Genomic DNA, 22,056 nt, shown 5'->3' on the forward strand with positions numbered 1-22,056 from the left:
TAACTTTCAATGAACGCCACCCGCATTCTCTGGGGTCAGGTCATCGCCGTCATCAGCGTCACCTTGCTTGGCATCTGGTCTGCCACCCAATGGACGGCCCACGCCCTTGCGTACCAATCCGAGCTCGGCCAGCCCTGGTTCTGGCTTGGACCTTGGCCGATCTATCCGCCCTATGCCTTCTTCTGGTGGTGGTTTGCGTTCGACGCCTATGCACCACAGATCTTCCAGACCGGCGCTTTCATCGCGGTCTCGGGTGCCATGGCCGCCATAGTCATCGCGATCGCCATGTCGGTGTGGCGCGCACGGGAGGAGAAGCAGTCAGAAACCTATGGTTCCGCGCGCTGGGCGACCGACAAGGAAATCCGCAAGGCTGGCCTTCTGAAACAGGACGGCGTGGTGATCGGCTCGCACAAGAACCGGTATCTGCGGCACAATGGCCCCGAGCATATTCTCTGTTTTGCGCCGACCCGTTCCGGCAAAGGCGTTGGTCTCGTCATCCCGTCGCTGCTCGCCTGGCCGGGCAGTTGCATCGTCCACGATATCAAAGGCGAGAATTGGGATCTGACGGCGGGCTTTCGCGCCCGACACGGCCGCGTCCTGCTGTTCGATCCGACCAACCCCGCATCCAACCCCTACAATCCGCTGCTCGAAGTCCGGAAGGGCGATTGGGAGGTGCGTGACGCCCAGAACATCGCAGACATATTGATCGACCCCGAAGGGTCACTGGAAAAGCGCACGCATTGGGAGAAGACCAGCCACTCGCTACTCGTCGGCACCATCCTGCACGTCCTCTATGCCGAGAAGGACAAGTCGCTGGCCGGGGTCGCTGGCTTCCTTTCCGATCCGCGTCGTTCGATAGAAACCACGCTGCACCGGATGAAGACGACCCCGCACCTCGGCAAAGATGGTGTTCACCCCGTCGTGGCTGCCGCAGCACAGGAACTGCTCAACAAGTCTGACAATGAGCGGTCTGGCGTCCTGTCGACCGCCATGTCGTTCCTCGGCCTTTACCGCGACCCCGTGATTGCGCAGGTCACCGGAGCCTCGGACTGGCGCATCACCGATCTTGTCGATTCAGCGGCACCTGTGTCGCTCTATCTGGTCATTCCTCCTTCCGATATCAGCCGGACCAAGCCGCTCGTCCGCCTGATGCTCAATCAGATCGGTCGCCGTTTGACCGAAGAGCTGAGAGCCAAGGGTCGCCGGCAGCGCGTGATGTTCATGCTCGACGAATTCCCGGCTCTGGGGCGACTCGATTTCTTCGAAAGCGCACTGGCCTTTGTTGCAGGCTACGGGATCAAGGCATTCCTGATCGCGCAGTCGCTCAACCAGATTGAAAAAGCCTACGGATCGAACAACGCCATTCTCGACAACTGCCATGTCCGCGTCGCTTTCGCTGCCAATGATGACAATACCGCCAGCCGCGTGTCCAATGCACTTGGCACCGCGACCCAGATGCGGGCGATGAAGAATTACGCCGGACATCGGCTCTCGCCATGGCTCGGCCATATCATGGTCTCACGTACCGAGACTGCGAGGCCATTGCTGACCCCTGGCGAAGTTCAGCAATTTTCTGAGCACGAGGAGATAGTGCTGGTGGCCAGCACGCCGCCGATCCGCGCGGAAAAAGCGAAATACTTTCTCGACCCAAGGTTTCGAGCGCGCCTTCTACCCGCACCCACCCCCAAACCGCTGCACCCGAAGAAACGGCCAAAGGACGACTGGTCTGCGCTCGCACCCATTGCGGCACCGCTGCCGGTCAAACCAGCCCAGGCCGATGCGAAGAGCTCCGAACAGCCGCCTGTTGATCAGCCAAAGCCGGATGTGCCGTCAGATGCCGATGGGGCCGAATCCGAAAATGATACGGCAAACTCCGGGATCAGGCGAGAACCCGAACTGGGGGAACATGAGGATGTCGTTCCCGCCCCCAAGCCACCGGTCAACGAGTTCGATCTTGATCGCGATGCGCCCGAGGATGACGCAGCCAGGGCGAAACGGGAAGCTGATCGCACTATGAACCACAATGCCCGCAATGCATCGCTCGACCCCGATGACGGCATCGACCTGTGAGGAAGAAGCCCCACAGCAAACAAACCTTCCGGCTCGAAATCGAACTGGCCAAATTGCTGGAGGAACGCGCGCATGCCCGCGGAGTCTCGCGCACCGAAGTGGTGGAAGCGGCGTTGATGTCCCTGCTGCAATCCGATCAGGATGAACGGATGGAAGCCGCTCTGGCGAGGCGGCTCGATCGTCTGTCGCGGCAATTGGATCGGCTCGAATGGCATGTGGAATTGACGAACGAAGCGATCGGCCTGTTCGTGCGCTTCTGGCTCACCAGCAATCCGCCGCTACCCGACACGGCAATGAAGGCGGCGCAGGCGATGGGCAAGAAGAGGTGGCACGGATTTGTGGAATCACTTTCCCGGCGGATGGAGGCGGGGCCGAAGCTGCGGGATGAAGTGGGGCGTGAAAACTAACGTGGCACTTGAGCTAACGTTCAAACTGTCCGACCGAGATGACCGGATAAAATTTATCAAGCATTTGACACGAGTCCTTGGCCGGGCCTGGGACAAAGCCGCCGCTTGAGGCTCAACTAGCGACTGGCAGCTTGCGGAAATAGCAGACCTTCAGGCTCCGCCAGTCTCAACCTACGAATGAGCAAGCCTGGCCGTACCCAGACTGGAGGCTTTCGGCCCGCCATCCGAGTAGCAGACCAAGCTTCCTGTAAACGGAACTGTAGAACCTCGTGAGAACGTCAGCAGATGCGTATCTCGCGATTATAAGCAGTTTACCGATAGAGCGTGCTGATAATTCATGATCAGTTTCTTCTACCAACGAAGGAGCATGTCATGTCCAATCCCACACCTCTGGGCCCCGCTGAACATCGCGCCCATCCTGCCCCCTCGCTCCGGCGCTGGGACCCTGTCGTCAAAGTCACCCACTGGTCGATCGTCGCGGCGATCCTCGCTAACGCTCTCCTCACCGAAGAGGGCTCTGGGCCGCATATTTGGATAGGCTATGCTCTTGCTGCCGTCCTGGCACTTCGTCTGTTTTGGGGCTTGATCGGCCCCGCCGAGGCTCGCTTTTCTGCTTTCCCGCCGAGCCTGCATCGGGCTTTCGGCCATGTGCGAGATATCCGGGCGGGCAGCAATGGAGTCCATAGATCGCACAATCCGCTCGGCGCGCTCATGGTCTATGCAATCTGGACCGTGCTCGGAGTCATTATCGCAAGCGGCATAGCGATTGCCGGACCGCCTTCGACGGCTTTTCTTGACCAAGCGGAGCGGCCCAGTGAGGCCGGTCAACACGCGGTCGTTGAACGCGGTGATGGCGATAGGGGAGCCAAGGGCGAGGAAGAAGGCATCTGGGGCGAAGTGCATGAAACGGCCGTGAACCTCCTTTACATCCTCATTGTCCTTCACGTCGCGGGGGTCGCGTTCGAGACGCGCCGCAGTGGCAAGGAAATCCTGTTGGCTATGTTGCCCACAGGGCGGTAGACCGTGACCATGCGGGAAAGACGAAGAGCGCTCGAACAACGGGCGGCAGCGATCACCTTCGTGGTGGTCCTCCAGGCTCTGGCTACGATCTTCTTCGTCGCCGACGTCGCGGGGGATATCGCCACTGATGGCTGGAGCATGCATCTGCTGGTTGAGGCCGGCGCAACAATGGCGCTCGTGGCGGGTGTCGTGTTTGGCTTACTGCAGCTGCGCTGGCTGATCCTTCGTGCCCAGCTTGACGAGACGGCCGTCGCCGCGGCGCGCGGCGCCATGTCGGACCTCGTCCGACAGCGGTTCCTGGACTGGGAACTGACCGGGGCCGAGGCCGATGTCGCCTTGTTCGCGCTCAAGGGGTTCGACGCGACCGAGATTGCGCTCCTGCGCGGCGCAGCCCCAGGCACGATCCGTTCGCAGCTGGCACGCATCTACGCAAAGGCTGGTGTGCATTCGCAGGTCGGCCTGATGGCCTTGATGGTCGAAGATCTCGTCGATGGCGACGGGATCAAAAAGATCGAAAATTTGGAACAAGGAAAAGATGCATGAGAAGCCACCGCGAAAACCATCTCGTTTCTCGCATCGGCTGGCTGCGTGCGGCCGTGCTCGGCGCCAATGACGGCATCGTCTCGACCGCAAGCCTCATCATCGGCGTCACCGCCTCCGGAGCGCCGCGTTCGGCGATCCTTGTGTCTGGGGTCGCGGCCCTTGTCGCCGGCGCGATGTCGATGGCAGCCGGAGAATATGTCTCCGTGAGCTCGCAGTCGGACACCGAACAGTCGGACCTCGAGCGCGAACGGCTCGAGCTGGCCACAGGCCCCAAAGCCGAGCTCGAGGAACTCGCCGGCATTTACCGGGCGCGCGGCGTCGATGCCGATGTCGCACGAACCGTTGCCCAACAAATGACTGCGTTTGACGCGCTCGGAACCCACGCACGCGATGAACTTCACATTACCGAAATAACCGCCGCACGCCCGATCACCGCGGCGTTCACCTCGGCGGGCACCTTTACCGTGGGCGCCCTCCTTCCGCTGGTGGTGGCGCTGCTGCTCCCGCAGGCCCTGCTTGTGCCCGGCGAGGCGGTCGCATCGCTCCTGTTCCTTGCTCTGCTCGGATGGATCGGTGCGGTCGCTGGCGGGGCGCGGCCGCTAAAGCCTGTCGCGCGTGTCGTTTTCTGGGGGGCGCTGGCCATGGCGCTCACGGCGGGCATCGGACGGGCGCTCGGCACCAGCGTCTAGCCGAAGGGGAGAAGCATTTGGACTTTCTTGGGTTTGCGCTTGCCGTCCTGCTGATCGAGCTGACGCCCGGCCCGAACATGGCCTGGCTTGCGGGGCTTGCCGCCACCGAAGGCCGCCGCCGGGGCTTGGCGGCCGTCTGGGGCGTCGCGCTTGGGCTGCTCGCAAATGGCATAGTTGCAGCGCTGGGTCTGGCTGCCGTGCTGCAGGCCGCGCCTCAGCTATGGGATATACTGCGCTTTGCGGGAGCCGCCATGATGCTATGGCTTGCGATCGATGCGTGGCGCAACTCAGGCAATGGATCCCGGTTCATCCCGCTGGATAGCGCGCCCCACCGAGCGTTTGCGACCGGCGCGCTGATCAATCTGCTTAACCCGAAGGCCTATATATTCTTCATGGTCGTCGCGCCGCAGTTCCTGCGCGGAGAAGTGCTCGGCATGAGGAATGCGCTCATCCTGTCATTGATCAGCGTGACCATCGCCACGACCATTCACCTGGCGATCGTCCTGGTGGGAAGTACAGCCCATGACTGGCTGTCCGATGCGGGGCGTACGAGAATCGTGAGGCGAATCTTTGCGGTTATCATGCTCGCGGTCGCGATTTCGTTTCTGATTGCTGATCTTGGCTGAGGGAAAAGGCGAGCACCGGGAAAGGCGTGCTTGAGCCGCGCCCTCCCGCGATCGTTAGTGCGATTAACGGCCATGATCTGAAGACTCGCGCTTCTCGAACGAGCGGCGGCTTACAGGACGGCGGAAAGCGAGGCCCGACGACCGTATTGGGCACACTGCCGCCGCCCGTCAGGTCCTCGCCTGGCGAATGCACGGTTTCGGGAGAAGCAGTCGTTCGCCCGCATATTTGGGAATGCCTCGAATTGCTCGCGTGCTGCCGGAAGCCGAATGCCGGATCGTGGGACTTACCCGCCATTCAAAAGCGCACGAAGAACGGCGGCTTTCGGCAGGAGCGGACGTTCGATAATTTGCCGATGTCATCCCCCGAAACAAGCAAGATCTGGTCGATTGCTGTCCAGAAGCACGCGGCAGAACAACGTGAGAAGCCGATGTCTATCTTTCAATGTTCATTCAGAAATGCGCCTCTCATCCAAGTCGAGTTTCACCCCAATCCATTTTTCAAAAGAGAAGGAACGGACTGAATCCGGGATAATGCCCTCGGCGCGCATCAGAATGAACCGATCATTCAGCTTCCTACCAGTCGTGCGGAGCGTACCACATGCGAAATCACTCTTTACACGGACAAAAATCGGCATCAATCCGGCCGGCGTAGCTGGAGATACTGCCGATGCGCTTTTTGACATGGTCGATGCTCTGCATTGTGGCTTTCGCCTCACCGGCGTTTACGCAGGACGTGCTGCCGCTTCCGCTTGATTATGGTGCTGCGCAAGAGCGGCTGCTCCACCGATCCGACGCGATCGAGGCTTCTGCCGCGAACATACGCAGCAAGGAAGCACAGGAAGGAGCGACCCGGACGCTCGGCCGCCCCGATATCGATATCGAGGCGCAACTGCTGGAATATCAAAAGACGCTCTATCTGCCTCTCGGCTCGCTGGCACCTGTGGCGGAAGCCTTCGGCATCCCCGATCCGCTGAAGTTCAGGCAGGAACGCACCAGTACACGGCCGATCGTCACGGCCACGTTGCCAATCTACGCCGGCGGGCAGATCAGTGGCACGCAGGCCGGCGCACGCGCCCAGGTCGCGCAGGCAAAGGCGGATCGGGACATTGCGATCGACGATGCGCTCGTCCAGCTTGTCCAGGCCTATTACGGGCAACAGCTTGCCGAACGAGCGCTTGGCATCCGCCGCGATGTGCTCGATGGCCTCGAGCGGCACGTTGCCGACGCGGTGAAGCTCGAACAGGCACGCTTCATCAGTCGCGCGCAACGCTTGCAGGCGGAGGTCGCGCGCGACGACGCGGCGCGCGACTATGCACAGGCGATTTCCGATCTTGCCACCGCCAATGCCGCGCTCGCCGGGATACTGCGCGCGCCGGCGGGGGTGCGCCCAATCAGTCCGCTCGGGGTCGATTCGCGGCCACTCGCGCCGCTCGCCACGTTCAAGGCCGCCGCGCTGGACACACATCCCCAGCTCGCCCGGTTGCGGGCGCTGGAGGACCAGGCGGAGGCCGGCGTGAAGATCCAGCAATCAAAGCTCCGGCCGACCATCTACGGCTTTGGGCAATATAATTTCGACCGACGCAATTCACTGCTCACGGATCCCGATTGGTCGATCGGCATCGGCTTGAAATACAAGCTCATCTCCGGCGCGGGCCGGCAGCAGCAGGTGGAGGCCGCGCGCGCGACAGTGGAGCAGGCCGACGCCGGGCTGCGCGAGGCGCGCACCCAGCTCGATATCGGCGTGACCAAGGCGTGGAATGACGTGGAGGCGGCGCGTAAACGGTTCCTGCTCCTCGACAGTGCGCTGGTCTCGGCGGACGAGAATGTGCGTCTCCAGACCCTATCCTATCGCGAGCAACAAGCGACGTCGCTCGACGTGGTCGACGCGCAACTCGGGCGCGGCCGGGCCCGCATTCAGCGCGCACAGGCGGCGAATGACTATGTGCAAGCGCTCGCCCGGTTACTCAGCATGAGCGGGCAGATCGACCGGATGCCGGAATATCTCTCGCGGGCCGACAAGGTGATCCCATGACCGAACCCACGCAAGACGACGCGCGCCCGCCTGTCGAGGCCCCCGTGCCCGCCGCCATTCCCGCCGACGCACCCGCACCATCCGACGCGCCAGCACCCGCTGCCCCGCCCGCGCCCACCACGCACGGTCGGCCGATGGTGATCATCGCGGCGATTATCGTGACGGCACTGCTCGCGCTTGGTCTGTGGCTCAGCTACCGCCCCGCGCCCGATCAGCTTCAGGGCATGGTCGATGCGCGCGCACTTCGGATCAGTAGCAAGGTGACCGGGCGGATCGCCGCCTTCCATGTCGAGGAGGGCCAGCCGGTGAAGGCAGGGCAATTGCTCTACACAATCGCCAGCCCCGAAGTTGCCGCCAAGTCCGAACAAGCGGGCGGCGCGCTCGTGGCGGCGCAGGCGGTGGAAAGCAAGGCGGACGAAGGTGCGCGGCCAGAAGATATCCGCGCGGCGGAGGCACAGTGGCGCCGCGCAAAGGCCGCCGCCGAGCTCGCCCAGACCACCTATGCACGCACCCAGCAGCTCTATGAACAGGGTGTGCTCGCCGGTCAGAAAGCGGACGAGGCCCGCACCAATGCCGTCGCCTCCGCCGAACAGGCCAAGGCGGCACGCGCGCAATATGATCTCGCGCTGGCCGGCGCGCGACCGCAGGACAAAAAGGCAGCGAGCGGCCAGGTGCAACAAGCGCGCGGCGCGGTGGCGGAAGTGCAGGCGGCGGCCGACGAAACCCGCGTCATCGCGCCGGCGGATGGCGAAATCGGTAAGCGGCTCGCCCAGCCCGGTGAACTGGTGCCGCAGGGTTTTCCGGTGTTCACGCTCACCGATACCGCCCATCCATGGGTGACGCTGAACGTGCGCGAGGATCAGCTCCACGGCCTCGCCCGCGGCAAAGAACTGAGCGGCACAATCCCCGCGCTTGGCAATCTGCGCGCGCGCTTCCGCGTGATCTATACGGCGCCGGCTGGCGACTTTGCGACCTGGCGGGCAACGCGGCAATCGAGCGGCTTCGATATCAAGAGCTTTGAGGTTCGCGTTATGCCCATCGCGCCAATCGTGGCGCTGCGGCCGGGCATGACCGTGCTGTTCGACTGGCCGGCATAACAGGGTGGGGAACGCCTTCGGCAGCGCGCTTCGCCGGGAAATGCGTTTCCTCGCCACCAGTTTCTGGGACCGTGCGCTGGTGATCTGGGTGCCATTGCTGCTGATGGCGGTGGTGGCGATCCAGTTTTCCGCGGGCGTGATGCGCGACCTGCCGATTGCGGTGGTCGATCTGGACGGCACCGCCGTCGCGCGTGAACTGACCCGCCGGCTCGATGCGGCGCCGGGGCTGCGTGTCGTGGCGCAGGTGCCAGATATGCAGGCGGCCGAACGGATCGTACGCTCCAACCGCGCCTATGCAGTCGTGCTGATCCCGGCGGATACCGAGCGCGCGGTGCTGCGCGGGACGACCGGCAGCATCACCACCTTTTACAACGCCAGTTATTCGACCGCTTCGGGGGCAGCCCTGCGCGAGATTGGCGCGGTCGTGCAGGCCTATGCCGCAACGCTCGGCACCGAGCAGGCCGCCGCTCTCGCCGGGCCCGGCCAGGTGCGCCGGCCGCCGGTTGCCGCGCAGAGCACCATCCTGTTCAATCCGCAGAGCAGCTACGAACTGCAACTCGTGGCGCTGATCCACCCCGCGCTGCTGCACCTGATCTTCATGGTTGCCGTCGCGAGCGCACTGGGCCGCGAGTTGCGCGACGGCACGATCGGCGCATGGATCGGCGGAGAGGATCGGCGGAGGGCGATCGCCGCGGTGGCGGGCAAGTTGACGCCATATCTGGCAATTTTCACCGGCTGGGGATTGCTGGCCACCGGCTATCTCGCCGGGCTGCGCGGCTGGCCGGTCGCGGGCAGCGTGATTCTGCTGCTCATCGGCTATGTCGCCATGTACCTCGCCTATATCGGCGTGACCTTGCTGATCGTCGGCCTCACCTTGTCGATGGGCAGGACGTTATCGATCGCCGGGCTTTACGCGGGCGCCTCCTTCGCCTTTGCGGGCGCGATTTTCCCGATCGAATCCGCCTCCAGCTTCGCCCGGATCTGGAGTGCGCTCCTGCCCTATTCGGCATTCGCCAAGCTGCTGTCGGAACAATGGAGCATGGGCGCGCCCGCGATGAAATCTGCCGGGCAGCTGCTCGCTATGCTCGCCTTCCTGATCGTCGGGACAGGCATCGGGCTGCCGCTTTACCTGGCGGCTGCACGCCGACCGCAAACCTGGGGGCGACGATGATCGGCCGCGCCTTCCTCGCCACCTTCCGCGCAATCTTGGCCGACAGCTCGGCGCTGTTGCTGCTGATCGGGTCGTGCCTTCTTTATTCCTTCTTCTACCCCACCGCTTATTCCGGCGAGGTGCCGGTGCGGATGCCGGTGGCGGTGGTCGATCTGGATCATAGCGCCACCAGCCGATCGCTGGAGACCCGGCTCGGCGCGTTGCAACAGGCGGAAGTGGTCGCGCGGCTCCCGTCCCCCGCCGTCGCGCTACGCTGGCTGGAAGAACGGCGGGTGAGCGCGATCGTGGTGATTCCGCAAGGCTTTGAACAGCGCATCCTGTCCGGCGGTCAAGGGACCGTCGCGCTCTATGGCAACGGCGCCTATCTGCTGCGCAGTTCGACCGCGCTTGCCGGCATTGGTGCGGCATTGGGAGAGATCGGACGCGATGCTGCGGTTGCCCAGGCGATGGCCAGCGGGGCGCCGGCCGCCGCCCCGCTGGCGATGATCCAGCGCCCCTTGTTCAACACCCGCGAGGGCTACGGCAGCACGATCTTTCCCGGTGTCGCCTTTCTCATCATCCAGCAGACCTTGTTGATGGGGCTCACCGTGCTTGCCGCAACGATGCGAGAGCGCCAGGGAACGCTCAGCTTCGCGCCACGCACCCTGCTCGGCATCGCGCTGGCCTTTCTCGTCATCGGGTGCGCGGACATCGCCTATTTCACTGGTTTCGTCTTCTGGTTTCAGGATTATCCGCGCGGGGCTGCCGATCCGCTGACGCTGGTCGTGTCCGCAGCGCTGTTCATATCCGCGACGGTCGCCGGCGCGTTGGCGCTCGCCAGCTTTTTCCGCACGCGTGAGCGCCCCATCCAGTTGTGGATCGTCACCTCGGTCCCGATCTTCTTCCTGTCCGGTCTGTCCTGGCCAAGCGAGGCGACGCCGCACTGGCTATCGCTGTTGGCGCGCCTCCTGCCGACGACGCCGGGAATCAAACTGATGGTTGGCGTCAACCAGATGGGCGCAACGCTGGTCGAGCAGCGAGGTGCGTTGATCAATCTCGCGCTGCTAACCATTTTTTACGGTGCGATCGCGGTATCGCGCTATCGCCTGCGGCCTTGCGGAGCGCCATAGCCCGCCGACTGAACATGCCCCCTGTTTGGTAGCGAGCCATTCACATCTCACGGCCGATTTTAAACTTTACGGGCGGACGAGGGACGCTCTGCCGCTGTCGTCTCACGGCCTCTTACCCCTTCGTCTTGGGATCTGACGATCGCTCAGTGACTTGGCTCCAGCCGCGAGCGCGTAATTCCACCTCCTGAATGAATAACTGGTTTCGAGATCATGCCTTCAGAAATTGAAGGACACCGATCGGGCGCTCCGCGACTCTGCGGTTGAACGAAACCCGAACGGCCATTTTTGGCAGGAGCGGTCATTCCACGAGCGTCGGAGAACGACTTGAGTTGGTCGTAGGCTGCCGCTTGGATGACGACGTCGTCGGCGCAAAAGCCCTAGTCCAAGAGCTTCGAACTACGCTCCTCCCTGTTTTTCTATCCCCCACTGCTACGACGCTAAATCCTTGTTGAACTAGCCCCTTTTCTGCGTCTCTTACTCGTCCCCGTCGAGCCGGACGATCTTGTCCCGCTCCTGAAGCGGGGTATCCGATGGGCGCTGAGCCAGTCCGAATTGAAGCACGTTCACGTGGCGCACGCATGCTGCGCACGGCGATGGGCGTATCGATCGCGACCTGGTTGGCTGACCCGCAGATCACCGAGATCATGCTCAATCCTGATGGACGCCTGTGGGTCGACCGGTTGGGCATCGGACTGTCCGACAGCGGTGAACGCCTGACCGCAGCCGATGGTGAGCGCATCATCCGATTGGTTGCCCATCATGTGGGTGCCGAAGTTCACGGCGATGCACCGCGCGTGTCAGCGGAGCTGCCGGAAAGCGGAGAACGGTTCGAAGGCCTCCTGCCACCGGTGGTGGCGGCTCCCACCTTTGCCATCCGCAAGCCCGCCGTCGCGGTGTTCCTGCTCGATGACTATGTCAGCGCAGGAATCATGTACGCGTCTGAAGCAGACAGGCTTCGTTCGGGCGTTGCACAGCGGCTGAACATCCTTGTCGCCGGGGGCACTGGCACCGGCAAAACGACGCTCACGAACGCCCTGCTCGCCGAGGTCGCCAAGACCACCGACCGGGTCGTGCTGATCGAAGACACCCGCGAACTCCAATGCCGCGCCCCAAACCTTGTGGCGATGCGGACCAAGGATGGCGTTGCCTCGCTCTCTGATCTGGTTCGTTCCAGCCTTCGCCTTCGCCCTGACAGGATTCCGATTGGCGAAGTGCGCGGCGCCGAGGCGCTTGATCTCCTCAAGGCCTGGGGCACCGGCCACCCCGGCGGGATCGGGACGATCCACGCCGGGAGTGCAATCGGTGCGCTGCGGCGGATGGAACAGTTGATCCAGGAAGCGGTCGTCACCGTTCCGCGCGCGCTGATCGCCGAGACCATCAACCTCATTGCCGTGCTGGTGCGCGATGGCACCGGGCGGCGCCTCGCCGAACTGGCCCGCATCGACGGGCTCGACCCGGTCACCGGCGACTACCGCCTGATTCCCACCACCCAAACCCAAGGAGACTCCCTATGATCCATGCCCTTCGGCGCGGCACCAATCGCGTTGCGCTCGCTGCTACCGCTGCCTTCGTGATGGTGGCCACTGCCACTCCGGCGCATGCCGGCGGTTCGTCGATGCCTTGGGAAGCTCCGCTGCAGTCGATCCTCGAGAGCATCGAGGGGCCGGTCGCCAAGATCGTTGCGGTGATCATCATCATCGTCACCGGCCTCAGCCTTGCCTTTGGGGACACGTCGGGGGGCTTTCGCCGGCTGATCCAGATCGTGTTCGGCCTCTCCATCGCCTTTGCCGCATCGAGCTTCTTCCTGAGCTTCTTCAGCTTCGGCGGCGGAGCGCTGATCTGATGACATCGGCAGACGACATCCCCGGCTTCTATGCCCCGGTCCACCGCGCACTGGCCGAGCCGATCCTGCTAGGCGGTGCGCCGCGTGCACTCGCCATCGTCAATGGCACGCTGGCGGGCGCGATTGGCCTCGGCTTGCGGCTCTGGCTCGCTGGCCTTGCCATCTGGGCAATCGGCCATGTGCTTTCGGTCTGGGCTGCACGCCGCGATCCGCAGTTTGTCGATGTCGCGCGCCGCCATCTCAAATATCCGACCTGGGTGCGGCCATGATGTCGCTTCAGGAATATCGGACCAAATCCGCCAGTCTCGCAGACTTCCTCCCCTGGGTCGCACTGGTGGGGCCGGGCGTGGTGCTCAACAAGGACGGATCGTTCCAGCGCACGGCGCGCTTTCGCGGTCCCGATCTCGACAGTGCCACGCCCGCTGAACTCGTCGCCGTCACCTCCCGGCTCAACAATGCCCTGCGGCGGCTGGGCTCGGGATGGGCGGTCTTTGTCGAAGCGCAGCGCACCGCGGCACAAGCCTATCCGCAATCCCGCTTTCCCGATCCTGTGTCGGCACTGGTCGACAGGGAACGCCGCGAACAGTTTCGTGAGGAAGGCGCGCATTTCGAAAGCGGCTATTATCTGACGCTGCTGTGGATGCCGCCGCCCGAGGAAGCCGCGCGCGCCGAAGGCTGGCTCTACGAAGGCAAGGCGTCGACCGGGGTCGATCCCAAGGAACTCGTCAAATCCTTCGCTGATCGTACCGATCGCGTGCTGCATCTGGTTGAGGGATTTATGCCCGAGGCCGCGTGGCTCGATGACGCTGCCACGCTGACCTATCTCCACAGCACGGTATCGACCAGGACGCAGCGCGTTCGCGTGCCCGAAACGCCGGTCTATCTCGACGCGCTGCTGGCCGATGAGCCGCTGACAGGCGGTCTCGAACCCATGCTCGGCGCCCATCATTTGCGCACGCTCACCATCACTGGCTTTCCGACGGCGACCTTTCCCGGGCTGCTTGATGAGCTCAACCGGCAAGCCTTCCCTTACCGCTGGTCGACGCGGGCAATCATGCTCGACAAGACCGACGCCACCAAGCTGCTCTCGAAAATTCGGCGGCAATGGTTCGCCAAGCGCAAATCGGTCGCCGCCATCCTCAAGGAGGTGATGACCAACGAGCAGTCGGTGCTGATGGATTCGGACGCCTCGAACAAGGCGGCCGATGCTGACATGGCGCTGCAGGAGCTTGGCGCAGATCATGCCGGCATTGCTTATGTCACTGCGACGGTCACGGTCTGGGACCGCGACCCGGCGCTGGCGGCGGAGAAGCTGAGGCTGGTCGAAAAGGTCATTCAGGGCCGCGACTTCACCTGCACGATCGAAGGCATGAATGCGATCGAGGCATGGCTCGGATCGCTGCCCGGCCATGTCTACGCCAATGTCCGGCAGCCGCCCATTTCCACACTCAATCTCGCCCACCTGATCCCCCTGTCAGCGGTATGGGCGGGAGCGGAACGGGACGAGCATTTCGGTGACGCCCCCTTGCTTTACGGCAAGACCGAAGGCTCGACCCCGTTCCGCCTTTCCCTTCATGTCGGCGATGTCGGACACAGCCTCATCGTTGGCCCGACAGGGGCAGGCAAATCCGTGCTGCTGGCGCTGATGGCGCTGCAGTTCCGGCGCTACAAAGGCAGCCAGATCTTCGCCTTCGATTTTGGTGGATCGATCCGCGCTGCGGCGCTCGGCATGGGCGGCGACTGGCAGGATCTCCGCGGCGCGCTGCATGCCGAGGAATGCGACAGCGCTGCCGTCGCCCTGCAGCCGCTTGCACGGATCGACAACGCCGGCGAACGCGCGTGGGCCGCTGAATGGCTGGCGGCGATGCTGGCCGGCGAAGGCATGGTGATTGACCCTGCTGCCAAAGAGCATCTTTGGTCGGCCCTGACGTCGCTTGCGTCCGCACCACCTGCCGAGCGCACACTCACCGGTCTCGCGGTCCTCCTGCAATCCCAGGAATTGAAGCAGGCACTCGCCCCGTATCTCATCGGCGGTCCGTGGGGACGGCTGCTTGATGCCGAACAGGAACGTCTGGGTGAGGCGTCCGTGCAGGCTTTCGAAACCGAAGGTCTAATCGGCGCGTCATCGGCCGCTGCTGTGCTCGCCTATCTGTTCCACCGGATCGAGGGGCGGCTCGACGGCTCGCCGACCATGATCATCATCGATGAAGGCTGGCTCGTGCTCGACAGCCCAGCGTTCGCCGCGCAGCTGCGCGAATGGCTGAAGACGCTGCGAAAGAAGAATGCGAGCGTCATCTTCGCGACCCAGAGCCTTGCCGACATCGAGACGTCGGCCATCGCGCCTGCCATAATCGAAAGCTGTCCGACGCGCATCTTTCTACCCAACGAGCGCGCGGCCGAACCGCAGATCGCACGGGTCTATGAGCGGTTCGGCCTCAATGATCGCCAGATCGAAATCCTGAGCCGGGCTACCCCGAAACGCGAATACTACTGCCAGTCGCGGCGCGGCAACCGGCTGTTCGAGCTGGGCCTGGGCGATGTCGCACTCGCCTTCAGTGCCGCCTCTTCCAAAACCGATCAGATCCGCATCGCCGAACTTGTCGCAGCCCATGGCCGCGAAGGCTTTGCAGCGGCCTGGCTCCAGAACCGCAGCCTCGAATGGGCGGCCGAGCTGCTTCCTCCCCCGCCGCCCGCACTAACTGACAAGGAAAACCGCCCATGAAAATCCCCGTCCTCCGCCGCGCTCTTATGGCGACGGCGATCGCCACTTCGCTGGTATCAGGCACCATGATCGCCGCGCCGGCGCAGGCCCAGTTTGGCGGGATCGTCTATGATCCCAGCAACTACGCGCAGAACGTGCTGACCGCCGCCCGGACGCTGCAGCAGATCAACAACCAGATCCAGCAGATCCAGAACCAGGCGACCAGCCTCATCAACGAGGCCCGCAATCTTGCCAGTCTGCCGGTCTCGACGATCCAGACGCTGCAGCAACAGGTCGACCAGACCCGCCAGTTGCTGAACCAGGCCCAGCGCATTGCCTATGACGTTACCGACGTGCAGCAGGTGTTCAACGGCCGTTACAAGGGGGCGGCACTGACCGGCGGGCAGGCCCAGATGGTCGCTAACGCCAATGCGCGATGGCAGGACAGCGTCGGCGCCTTCGAAGACGCAATGAAGGTTCAGGCCGGGATCGTCGGCAATCTGGGTGCGACCCGCAGCTCGATCACGACACTGGTCGGCGCCAGCCAGTCAGCGACCGGGGCTTTGCAGGCGGCACAGGCCGGCAATCAGCTACTGGCTTTGCAAACCCAGCAACTGGCCGATCTGACCGCCGCCATTGCGGCGCAGGGCCGCGCGCAGTCGATCGAGGCCGCGCGCAATGCCGCGACCGAGGCCGAGGGCCGCGAGCGTTTCCGCCGCTTCCGGACCCGGAACTGACATGAGCCGGTCGGTCAAGCTGGCGGCAGCCGCTGCTTTTGGCGGATTGCTGATCGCGGTCGCGGTTGTGTCGGCAACGCGGCCGCCGGCTCGGCAGGACACAACGACCTATGTCGCGGACGAGACAGGATCTCCGAACCCTCACGCCGCAGAACTCAAGCGCTGCAGCACGATCACCATGCCGGAATCGGGATGCGATGCGGTGTGGGAAGCTGAGCGCCGCCGATTTTTCCATGGAAGGGAGCGGCAGCCATGAATGATACCGGCGTCATCGACCAGTTTCTGACGGTCTTCACCCAGTATATCGACAGCGGCTTCGGCCTGCTCGGCGGTGAGGTCGGCTTCCTGTCGACCACTCTCATCGTCATCGACGTGACCATAGCTGCCTTGTTCTGGGCCTGGGGCACCGATGAAGATGTGCTGCAGCGCCTGATCAAGAAGACGCTCTACATTGGCACTTTCGCCTTCATCATTGGCAACTTCTCGAATCTCGCTGGCATTATGCTCCAGAGCTTTGCCGGGCTTGGCCTGCAGGCCAGTGGCAGCGGCATGGCCATCGGCGATTTCATGCGCCCCGGCGTTGTGGCCGCAACCGGTCTTGATGCCGGGCAGCCACTGCTCGATGCCACCGCCGATCTTGTCGGGCCGGTAGGTCTGTTCACCAATTTCGTGCAGATCCTGATCCTGTTGATCTCCTGGCTGATCGTCGTGATCGCCTTCTTCGTGCTGGCGATTCAGGTCTTCGTCACCATCATCGAGTTCAAGCTGGTGACGCTCGCCGGCTTCGTGCTTCTGCCGTTCGCCTTTTTCGGGCGCACCGCCTTCATGGCCGAGCGCGTCCTTGGCCATATCATTTCCTCCGGCATCAAGGTCCTGGTGCTTGCCGTCATCACCGGCATTGGCACGACCCTGTTCACACAGTTCATCAATGCCGGACTCGGGGTAGAACCCGACATCCAACAGGTCATGGCGATTGCGCTCGCAGCGCTGACGTTGCTCGGCCTTGGTATCTTTGGTCCCAGCATCGCCAACGGCATTGTGTCGGGCGGACCGCAGCTTGGCGCAGGGGCGGCGGCAGGCACTGCGATCGCTGCTGGCGCGACGATTGCGGGCGGTATCGCAGGTGCCAAGCTCGCGGCAGGTGCCGCCGGCTCGGCCATGGCGGGCGCGGCCACGGGCGGTGCTCGCGCGGCAGGCGGCGCGTCGGGTGCCTATGCAGCCGGAGCCGCTGGCAAAACCGGACGGGCTGCGGCTGCTTCGGGTCTCGCCAATGTCGCAAAATCAGCCGCGAGCAGCGCGGCGTCACCACTTCGCCGCGCCGCGGAGAGCCTCAAAGCGAACTATGCCGCTGGCAAGGCCGGGACGCCTGCCAATGCGGCAGCGACCGGCGCTGCCGATGGTCCTCCTGCATGGGCCACCGCGATGAAGCGCCGTCAGGCGATGACGCAGGGTGCCAACATGGCCTCGCACACCCTCAAGGGCGGCGACAGCCACGGCGGCGGCTCTGGCCCCGACATCTCCGACAAAAGCTGAAACTTCCGAAAAGGATCCTACATGTTTCGACGCCCCTCTATCCGCTACGGGACCAGTCCCGAGCCCGTCACGCCCTATCAACGCGCCGCCCAGGTCTGGGACGACCGCATCGGTTCCGCACGGGTGCAGGCGAAAAACTGGCGGCTCGCCTTCTTCGGTTGCCTTGCGCTTTCGGGAGGGCTGGCAGGCGGTCTCGTCTGGCAATCGGCGCGCGGCACGATCACGCCCTGGGTGGTCGAGGTCGACAAGCTCGGCCAGGCACAGGCCATCGCGCCTGCCGATGTCGATTATCGCCCGACCGACCCGCAAATGGCGTTCCACCTTGCTCGCTTCATCGAGCAGGTGCGCGCCATTCCCGCCGATCCGATCGTGCTGCGGCAAGACTGGCTCAGGGCTTACGACTTCACCACCGACCGCGGCGCGCAGGCGCTCAATGACTATGCGCGCAACAACGATCCCTTTGCCCAAGTCGGCAAGGTGCAGGTCGCGGTCGATGTGTCGAGCGTCGTTCGTGCGTCGAACGACAGCTTCCGCGTTGGATGGACTGAGCGGCGTTACCAGGATGGCGCACTTCTCGAGACTTCGCGGTGGTCAGCGATCCTGACCACCGTCGTGCAGCCACCACGCACCCCCGATGCCCTGCGCAAGAATCCGCTCGGCCTGTTCATCAACGCCATCAACTGGTCAAAGGAGCTTAGCCAATGATCCGCCCGACGCGCGCCCTCCGCACATCGATTATGCTCTCAGCGGTAACACTGATCTGCATCCCTGCCCAAGCCATGGCGCGCGAACAGCGCGCTCAGCCCCATGCATTTCCTGCTGCATCGGCGCAGACCGTTGAGACTGCCGACCCGCGCACCCGTGTTGGTAGGGCCAACGCCGCTGCGCGCGTGGAACCGGAGCGCACCAGCTATTTCAATGCTATCCAGCAATATGCCTATACCGATGGAGCCCTGTTCCAGATTTACACCGCACCGGGGCAGATTACCGACATCATGCTGCAGGAAGGCGAGGAACTCGTCGGACCGGGGCCGGTCGCATCGGGCGATACGGTCCGCTGGATCATCGGCGACACGGTAAGCGGGAGCGGATCATCGCGCCGCGTTCACATCCTCGTCAAGCCGACGCGGGCCGACATTCGCACCAACCTCATCATCAATACAAATCGGCGCACCTATCATCTTGAACTCAGCGCGACGAACTCGACCTATATGGCCGCAGTCTCCTGGACCTATCCGCAGGACGCCTTGATCGCCCTGCGTACTGCCGAGGCCGAGCGTGAACGCACGGCTCCGGTGGCGGCGGGAATCGATTTCTCAAGCCTGAACTTTCGCTACCGCATCGGGGGCGATCATCCCGGATGGCGACCAGTGCGGGTGTTCGATGACAGCCGGCAGGTGTTCATCGAGTTTCCGGGTGACATTGCCAGCGGCGATATGCCGCCGCTGTTCGTGATTGGCGCGGATCAGGCAGCTGAGCTGGTGAACTACCGCGTGCAAGGCCGCTATATGATTGTCGACCGGCTGTTTGAGCGTGCCGAATTGCGGCTTGGCGCAGGCAACAGCGTCAAGCAGGTTCGCATTGAGCGTGAACGCGCACGCCGCCGGAGCCGCTCATGAACACGCGACCGCAGGATGATGGCGTGCCACCGGTCTCCAACCGGATTGTTGAGGCTGAAGTCGAGACCGACGTTGAAACAGACGTTGAGGTCGATGCCGAAGGCGACGAGCCTGACGACGAGCGCCCGGTTGCACTGGCCAGCCCGGACGGGTTTCGCCTTGGCGGGGAACCGCCGCGCGTCATGCGCTTGTCGCGCAAGGCATTGGCAATCCTTGGCGTCATCGCCAGCGTCGGGATTGGCGGTTCGCTGATCTACGCACTTCAGCCCAAGAACCACGCGCCAGCCGAGAATCTCTACGACACGAACAGCCGCAACCGCGCGGACTCGGTCAACGGTGCGCCTGCCAACTACGGCGACGTGCCAAAATTAGGTCCTGCACTGCCCGGTGATCTCGGCGGCCCGATCGTTGCCGCGCAGCAGCGCGGGCAAAATGTCCCGATCCCGCCCATTGACACCGCCCCGGCCGCAGGACAGCCCGATCCGCGGATTGCCGCCGCCGAGCAAGCGCGTGAGCGCGCGGCGCAGGAGCGTGATAGCGCCCGGACCAGTCGCCTGTTTCTTGCCGGAGAGACCGGAACGACCGACAGTCGGTCTGCAACCGCACTAGGGCCAGCGCCATCATCTTCGATACCAGGTGCGGATCCAGCTCAACCGTCTGCACCAACAGCCACGTCAAGCCGCCGCGCATTTCTCGGACAGCGCGGCAACCGCAGCACGGAAAGCCCTGAGCGCATCATGCGTCTTGCATCGCCTTACATTGTACAGGCCGGAAGCGTGATACCGGCAGCGCTCATCACCGGCATCCGGTCCGACCTTCCAGGTCAGATCACGGCGCAGGTTACGCAAAATGTCTATGACAGCCCCACCGGCCGCATACTTCTGATCCCCCAAGGCTCAAGGCTGATCGGTGAATATGACAGCGACGTAGCCGCCGGACAGAACCGCGTGCTGCTGGCGTGGGACCGCCTCATCCTTCCCGGAGGTCAATCGATCCTGCTTGATCGCCTGCCCGGCGCTGATGCTGCCGGTATGGCCGGCCTTGAAGACCAGACCAACTATCATTGGGGCAACATGCTCAAGGCCGCGCTCATTTCGACATTGCTGGGGGCTGGTACAGAGCTGATCTCGAACGGCGATAGCGATCTCATCCGAGCGCTGCGTTTCGGCACGCAGGACACCGTAAGCCAGACCGGCAGGCAGGTCGTGCAGCGGCAATTGAACGTGCCGCCGACATTGACCGTGCGCCCCGGATTTTCGCTGCGCATCATCGTGACGCGCGATCTGGTGCTCGAACCTGTGCTTGCAGGAGGAACGCGATGACCCGTCTCAAACTGGCTGATCTGGCAGATGAAAAGCCGGTGCGGCTGACCTTGGAGCTCTCTGCCCGGCTTCACCGCGATCTGGTGGCTTATGCGCTCGCCGTAAACGGCGGGGATGCCAAAGGTGCGCCGACCGCCGAGCGGCTTATTCCGCCCATGCTTGAGCGGTTTATCGCAACTGACCGGGCTTTTGCCAAAGCGCGCAAGACACCTCAGACGGGGTAACGCTCGTTGATCAGGGTAAAGAAGCGTTGCAGCGCCGGATTGTCATTGTCTTCGCGCCAGTAAACCGAAAATTCGAGGCGCGTCGTGCCGTTCTGATCGTGGATATCACGGAAATGGAGATCCGGCCATGTCACGCCCTGCGAGGCTTCGGTTGCGATGGATATGAAGCGGCCGACAGACACAATGCTCAGCACGCTTTCGAGGCTGGTATTCTGCACGATGATGTTCGGCCGCCCGCCTTGTCCGGTCAGCCGCGCAGCAAGCAGATTGGCTAGAGTCGGACCAATGCCGCCGCCCGGCACCACGAACACTTCGCGGCGTAGATCACTCCAGTAGATCCGGTCGCTTTCAAGAAGCCGATGGCCCGACTGCAAGGCGACCATCAGCCTGTCAGACCAGACCGAGCGCGCCAGAATGCCGCTCTCTTCCATCCCGGCCGGAGCCACCGCGACATCGATGGTCCGAGACTGCAAGGCATTCAGCAGCTTTTCCGGAGCGGCTTCCTCGCCATCGAATTGGACGTCAGGAAATCGGGTCAGATACTCAGAGAAGGTCTGCTTCAGATTGCCTGCCATCAGCGAGGAGCTGTAACCGACAGCGAGACGCCCCTGTTCGCCATAGCTGACTGCTCGCGCAGTGGTCTGCAGATTGTCGATGTCGGTGATGATGCGCCGCGCAGACTCCAGAAAGACCTGGCCCATCTCGGTCGGCTCAGCTCCCCGCGTCGAACGCGTAAACAACTTGATGCCGAGTTTGTCCTCAAGTTGCGTAACCCGCAGGCTCAGCGTCGCCTGCTTCATGTTGAGCGCCGTGGCAGCACGGGAAAAGCTGCGGGTATCTGCGGTCAGAACGGCGTAGCGGAGTTGCCGAACCTCGATCGTCATGCTGCTAATGCTCCCCCGTTCTCTTTCTTGCCGGCATTGAGGCGTAATCGGACTGAAATCGCAATATAAATTGCCGGAGATTTCGCCGCATACAACGTCATTCTGGAGTTATGCTTGACCAATCAAGCTGATACTGAATTTTACGTGCAAATATGATTGATCTATTTTGGAGCAAAGCGGTTGAAAGGAATGCCTTAAACGTAGCGCTAGCTGTCAGCGCAATTCAGTCGCTCAATACCGTCAGCTTCAATGGACACCTGCTCATATCAATAGGAAGCGGCTCCGACGGCATTGCAACCCGTATTCCAAAACATGGCATTTGCGGCCTCGGTTGCAGTCAGAATTCCGACAATTTGAGGCGCAGCGAAAAGAGGATCGCTTCGGCATTCCGCCGCATCGGCTTTGCTTGATCAACCTACGATTGAAAGG

General features: G+C 63.1%; 23 protein-coding genes. 22 read left to right on the top strand and 1 reads right to left on the bottom strand.

Annotated elements, in window-relative coordinates; genetic code table 11:
• Positions 1-9 precede the first annotated feature (9 nt).
• The 21 genes from B7Y89_RS10050 (at position 10) to B7Y89_RS10150 (ending at position 20,743) form a co-directional block, all read left to right on the top strand.
• The gene (locus tag B7Y89_RS10050; RefSeq protein WP_292938136.1) at positions 10-2,070 is read left to right on the top strand and encodes a conjugal transfer protein TraG; all 2,061 of its coding nucleotides are present in this window, start codon (positions 10-12) and stop codon (positions 2,068-2,070) included.
• Complete coding sequence (locus B7Y89_RS10055) at positions 2,067-2,477, top strand: ribbon-helix-helix protein, CopG family (RefSeq protein WP_292938138.1); 411 nt, start codon at positions 2,067-2,069, stop codon at positions 2,475-2,477. The genes B7Y89_RS10050 and B7Y89_RS10055 overlap by 4 nt, the downstream gene beginning before the upstream one ends.
• A gap of 372 nt (positions 2,478-2,849) precedes the next feature.
• Entirely contained in the window at positions 2,850-3,497 is a 648-nt protein-coding gene (locus B7Y89_RS10060; RefSeq protein WP_292938140.1) for a cytochrome b/b6 domain-containing protein, read from the top strand.
• Between the two features lie 3 nt (positions 3,498-3,500).
• Entirely contained in the window at positions 3,501-4,040 is a 540-nt protein-coding gene (locus tag B7Y89_RS10065) for a hypothetical protein (RefSeq protein WP_292938142.1), read from the top strand.
• On the top strand, positions 4,037-4,729 hold the full coding sequence (locus tag B7Y89_RS10070; protein WP_292938144.1) for a VIT family protein: 693 nt from the start codon (positions 4,037-4,039) through the stop codon (positions 4,727-4,729). The genes B7Y89_RS10065 and B7Y89_RS10070 overlap by 4 nt, the downstream gene beginning before the upstream one ends.
• Positions 4,730-4,746: 17 nt before the next feature.
• The gene (locus B7Y89_RS10075; RefSeq protein WP_292938146.1) at positions 4,747-5,355 is read left to right on the top strand and encodes a LysE family translocator; all 609 of its coding nucleotides are present in this window, start codon (positions 4,747-4,749) and stop codon (positions 5,353-5,355) included.
• A gap of 667 nt (positions 5,356-6,022) precedes the next feature.
• Complete coding sequence (locus tag B7Y89_RS10080) at positions 6,023-7,387, top strand: TolC family protein (protein WP_292938148.1); 1,365 nt, start codon at positions 6,023-6,025, stop codon at positions 7,385-7,387.
• On the top strand, positions 7,384-8,484 hold the full coding sequence (locus B7Y89_RS10085; RefSeq protein WP_292938150.1) for an efflux RND transporter periplasmic adaptor subunit: 1,101 nt from the start codon (positions 7,384-7,386) through the stop codon (positions 8,482-8,484). The genes B7Y89_RS10080 and B7Y89_RS10085 overlap by 4 nt, the downstream gene beginning before the upstream one ends.
• A gap of 40 nt (positions 8,485-8,524) precedes the next feature.
• Entirely contained in the window at positions 8,525-9,655 is a 1,131-nt protein-coding gene (locus B7Y89_RS10090) for an ABC transporter permease (RefSeq protein WP_292938152.1), read from the top strand.
• Entirely contained in the window at positions 9,652-10,764 is a 1,113-nt protein-coding gene (locus B7Y89_RS10095) for an ABC transporter permease (protein WP_231023373.1), read from the top strand. Before B7Y89_RS10090 ends, B7Y89_RS10095 begins: the two co-directional genes overlap by 4 nt.
• Before the next feature lie 530 nt (positions 10,765-11,294).
• Positions 11,295-12,278 carry a P-type conjugative transfer ATPase TrbB gene (gene trbB / locus B7Y89_RS10100; protein ID WP_292938158.1) on the top strand — a complete coding sequence of 328 codons (984 nt, stop codon included), beginning with the start codon at positions 11,295-11,297 and terminating at the stop codon, positions 12,276-12,278.
• Positions 12,275-12,607 (top strand): TrbC/VirB2 family protein, encoded by a 333-nt coding sequence (locus B7Y89_RS10105; RefSeq protein ID WP_104960090.1) that lies wholly within the window; start codon positions 12,275-12,277, stop codon positions 12,605-12,607. Before trbB ends, B7Y89_RS10105 begins: the two co-directional genes overlap by 4 nt.
• Positions 12,607-12,876, top strand: coding sequence for a VirB3 family type IV secretion system protein (locus tag B7Y89_RS10110; RefSeq protein WP_006964035.1), 270 nt, complete (start codon positions 12,607-12,609; stop codon positions 12,874-12,876). Before B7Y89_RS10105 ends, B7Y89_RS10110 begins: the two co-directional genes overlap by 1 nt.
• Positions 12,873-15,329 (top strand): conjugal transfer protein TrbE, encoded by a 2,457-nt coding sequence (gene trbE / locus B7Y89_RS10115; protein ID WP_292938160.1) that lies wholly within the window; start codon positions 12,873-12,875, stop codon positions 15,327-15,329. The genes B7Y89_RS10110 and trbE overlap by 4 nt, the downstream gene beginning before the upstream one ends.
• Entirely contained in the window at positions 15,326-16,045 is a 720-nt protein-coding gene (gene trbJ, locus B7Y89_RS10120) for a P-type conjugative transfer protein TrbJ (RefSeq protein ID WP_006964039.1), read from the top strand. The genes trbE and trbJ overlap by 4 nt, the downstream gene beginning before the upstream one ends.
• 1 nt (position 16,046) lies before the next feature.
• Positions 16,047-16,301, top strand: coding sequence for a putative entry exclusion protein TrbK-alt (trbK-alt, locus tag B7Y89_RS10125; protein WP_292938162.1), 255 nt, complete (start codon positions 16,047-16,049; stop codon positions 16,299-16,301).
• Entirely contained in the window at positions 16,298-17,578 is a 1,281-nt protein-coding gene (trbL, locus tag B7Y89_RS10130) for a P-type conjugative transfer protein TrbL (protein ID WP_292938164.1), read from the top strand. The genes trbK-alt and trbL overlap by 4 nt, the downstream gene beginning before the upstream one ends.
• Before the next feature lie 21 nt (positions 17,579-17,599).
• The gene (trbF, locus tag B7Y89_RS10135) at positions 17,600-18,283 is read left to right on the top strand and encodes a conjugal transfer protein TrbF (RefSeq protein ID WP_054109445.1); all 684 of its coding nucleotides are present in this window, start codon (positions 17,600-17,602) and stop codon (positions 18,281-18,283) included.
• Complete coding sequence (gene trbG, locus B7Y89_RS10140; protein ID WP_292938167.1) at positions 18,280-19,197, top strand: P-type conjugative transfer protein TrbG; 918 nt, start codon at positions 18,280-18,282, stop codon at positions 19,195-19,197. The genes trbF and trbG overlap by 4 nt, the downstream gene beginning before the upstream one ends.
• Positions 19,194-20,519, top strand: coding sequence for a TrbI/VirB10 family protein (locus tag B7Y89_RS10145; RefSeq protein ID WP_292938168.1), 1,326 nt, complete (start codon positions 19,194-19,196; stop codon positions 20,517-20,519). The genes trbG and B7Y89_RS10145 overlap by 4 nt, the downstream gene beginning before the upstream one ends.
• A complete protein-coding gene (locus B7Y89_RS10150; protein WP_006964542.1) occupies positions 20,516-20,743 on the top strand; it encodes a DUF2274 domain-containing protein in 228 nt (75 codons plus the stop codon). Before B7Y89_RS10145 ends, B7Y89_RS10150 begins: the two co-directional genes overlap by 4 nt.
• On the opposite strand, the gene B7Y89_RS10155 is transcribed toward B7Y89_RS10150, so the two are convergent.
• Complete coding sequence (locus tag B7Y89_RS10155; protein WP_066652654.1) at positions 20,731-21,627, bottom strand: LysR family transcriptional regulator; 897 nt, start codon at positions 21,625-21,627, stop codon at positions 20,731-20,733. The genes B7Y89_RS10150 and B7Y89_RS10155 overlap by 13 nt on opposite strands.
• 152 nt (positions 21,628-21,779) lie before the next feature.
• Here B7Y89_RS10155 and B7Y89_RS10160 point away from each other — a divergent pair, with 152 nt between their 5' ends.
• On the top strand, positions 21,780-22,037 hold the full coding sequence (locus B7Y89_RS10160; protein WP_292938173.1) for a hypothetical protein: 258 nt from the start codon (positions 21,780-21,782) through the stop codon (positions 22,035-22,037).
• Positions 22,038-22,056 lie beyond the last annotated feature (19 nt).

The organism is Novosphingobium sp. 32-60-15 (assembly GCF_002280675.1).
Classification (GTDB): domain Bacteria; phylum Pseudomonadota; class Alphaproteobacteria; order Sphingomonadales; family Sphingomonadaceae; genus Novosphingobium.

Coding starts and splice junctions, on each gene's coding strand:
- B7Y89_RS10050 (WP_292938136.1), top strand. CDS start 10: ATGAACGCCACCCGCATTCTCTGGGGTCAGGTCATCGCCGTCATCAGC.
- B7Y89_RS10060 (WP_292938140.1), top strand. CDS start 2,850: ATGTCCAATCCCACACCTCTGGGCCCCGCTGAACATCGCGCCCATCCT.
- B7Y89_RS10070 (WP_292938144.1), top strand. CDS start 4,037: ATGAGAAGCCACCGCGAAAACCATCTCGTTTCTCGCATCGGCTGGCTG.
- B7Y89_RS10080 (WP_292938148.1), top strand. CDS start 6,023: ATGCGCTTTTTGACATGGTCGATGCTCTGCATTGTGGCTTTCGCCTCA.
- B7Y89_RS10085 (WP_292938150.1), top strand. CDS start 7,384: ATGACCGAACCCACGCAAGACGACGCGCGCCCGCCTGTCGAGGCCCCC.
- B7Y89_RS10090 (WP_292938152.1), top strand. CDS start 8,525: ATGCGTTTCCTCGCCACCAGTTTCTGGGACCGTGCGCTGGTGATCTGG.
- B7Y89_RS10095 (WP_231023373.1), top strand. CDS start 9,652: ATGATCGGCCGCGCCTTCCTCGCCACCTTCCGCGCAATCTTGGCCGAC.
- trbB (WP_292938158.1), top strand. CDS start 11,295: ATGGGCGCTGAGCCAGTCCGAATTGAAGCACGTTCACGTGGCGCACGC.
- B7Y89_RS10105 (WP_104960090.1), top strand. CDS start 12,275: ATGATCCATGCCCTTCGGCGCGGCACCAATCGCGTTGCGCTCGCTGCT.
- B7Y89_RS10110 (WP_006964035.1), top strand. CDS start 12,607: ATGACATCGGCAGACGACATCCCCGGCTTCTATGCCCCGGTCCACCGC.
- trbE (WP_292938160.1), top strand. CDS start 12,873: ATGATGTCGCTTCAGGAATATCGGACCAAATCCGCCAGTCTCGCAGAC.
- trbJ (WP_006964039.1), top strand. CDS start 15,326: ATGAAAATCCCCGTCCTCCGCCGCGCTCTTATGGCGACGGCGATCGCC.
- trbK-alt (WP_292938162.1), top strand. CDS start 16,047: ATGAGCCGGTCGGTCAAGCTGGCGGCAGCCGCTGCTTTTGGCGGATTG.
- trbL (WP_292938164.1), top strand. CDS start 16,298: ATGAATGATACCGGCGTCATCGACCAGTTTCTGACGGTCTTCACCCAG.
- trbF (WP_054109445.1), top strand. CDS start 17,600: ATGTTTCGACGCCCCTCTATCCGCTACGGGACCAGTCCCGAGCCCGTC.
- trbG (WP_292938167.1), top strand. CDS start 18,280: ATGATCCGCCCGACGCGCGCCCTCCGCACATCGATTATGCTCTCAGCG.
- B7Y89_RS10145 (WP_292938168.1), top strand. CDS start 19,194: ATGAACACGCGACCGCAGGATGATGGCGTGCCACCGGTCTCCAACCGG.
- B7Y89_RS10150 (WP_006964542.1), top strand. CDS start 20,516: ATGACCCGTCTCAAACTGGCTGATCTGGCAGATGAAAAGCCGGTGCGG.
- B7Y89_RS10155 (WP_066652654.1), bottom strand. CDS start 21,627: ATGACGATCGAGGTTCGGCAACTCCGCTACGCCGTTCTGACCGCAGAT.
- B7Y89_RS10160 (WP_292938173.1), top strand. CDS start 21,780: ATGATTGATCTATTTTGGAGCAAAGCGGTTGAAAGGAATGCCTTAAAC.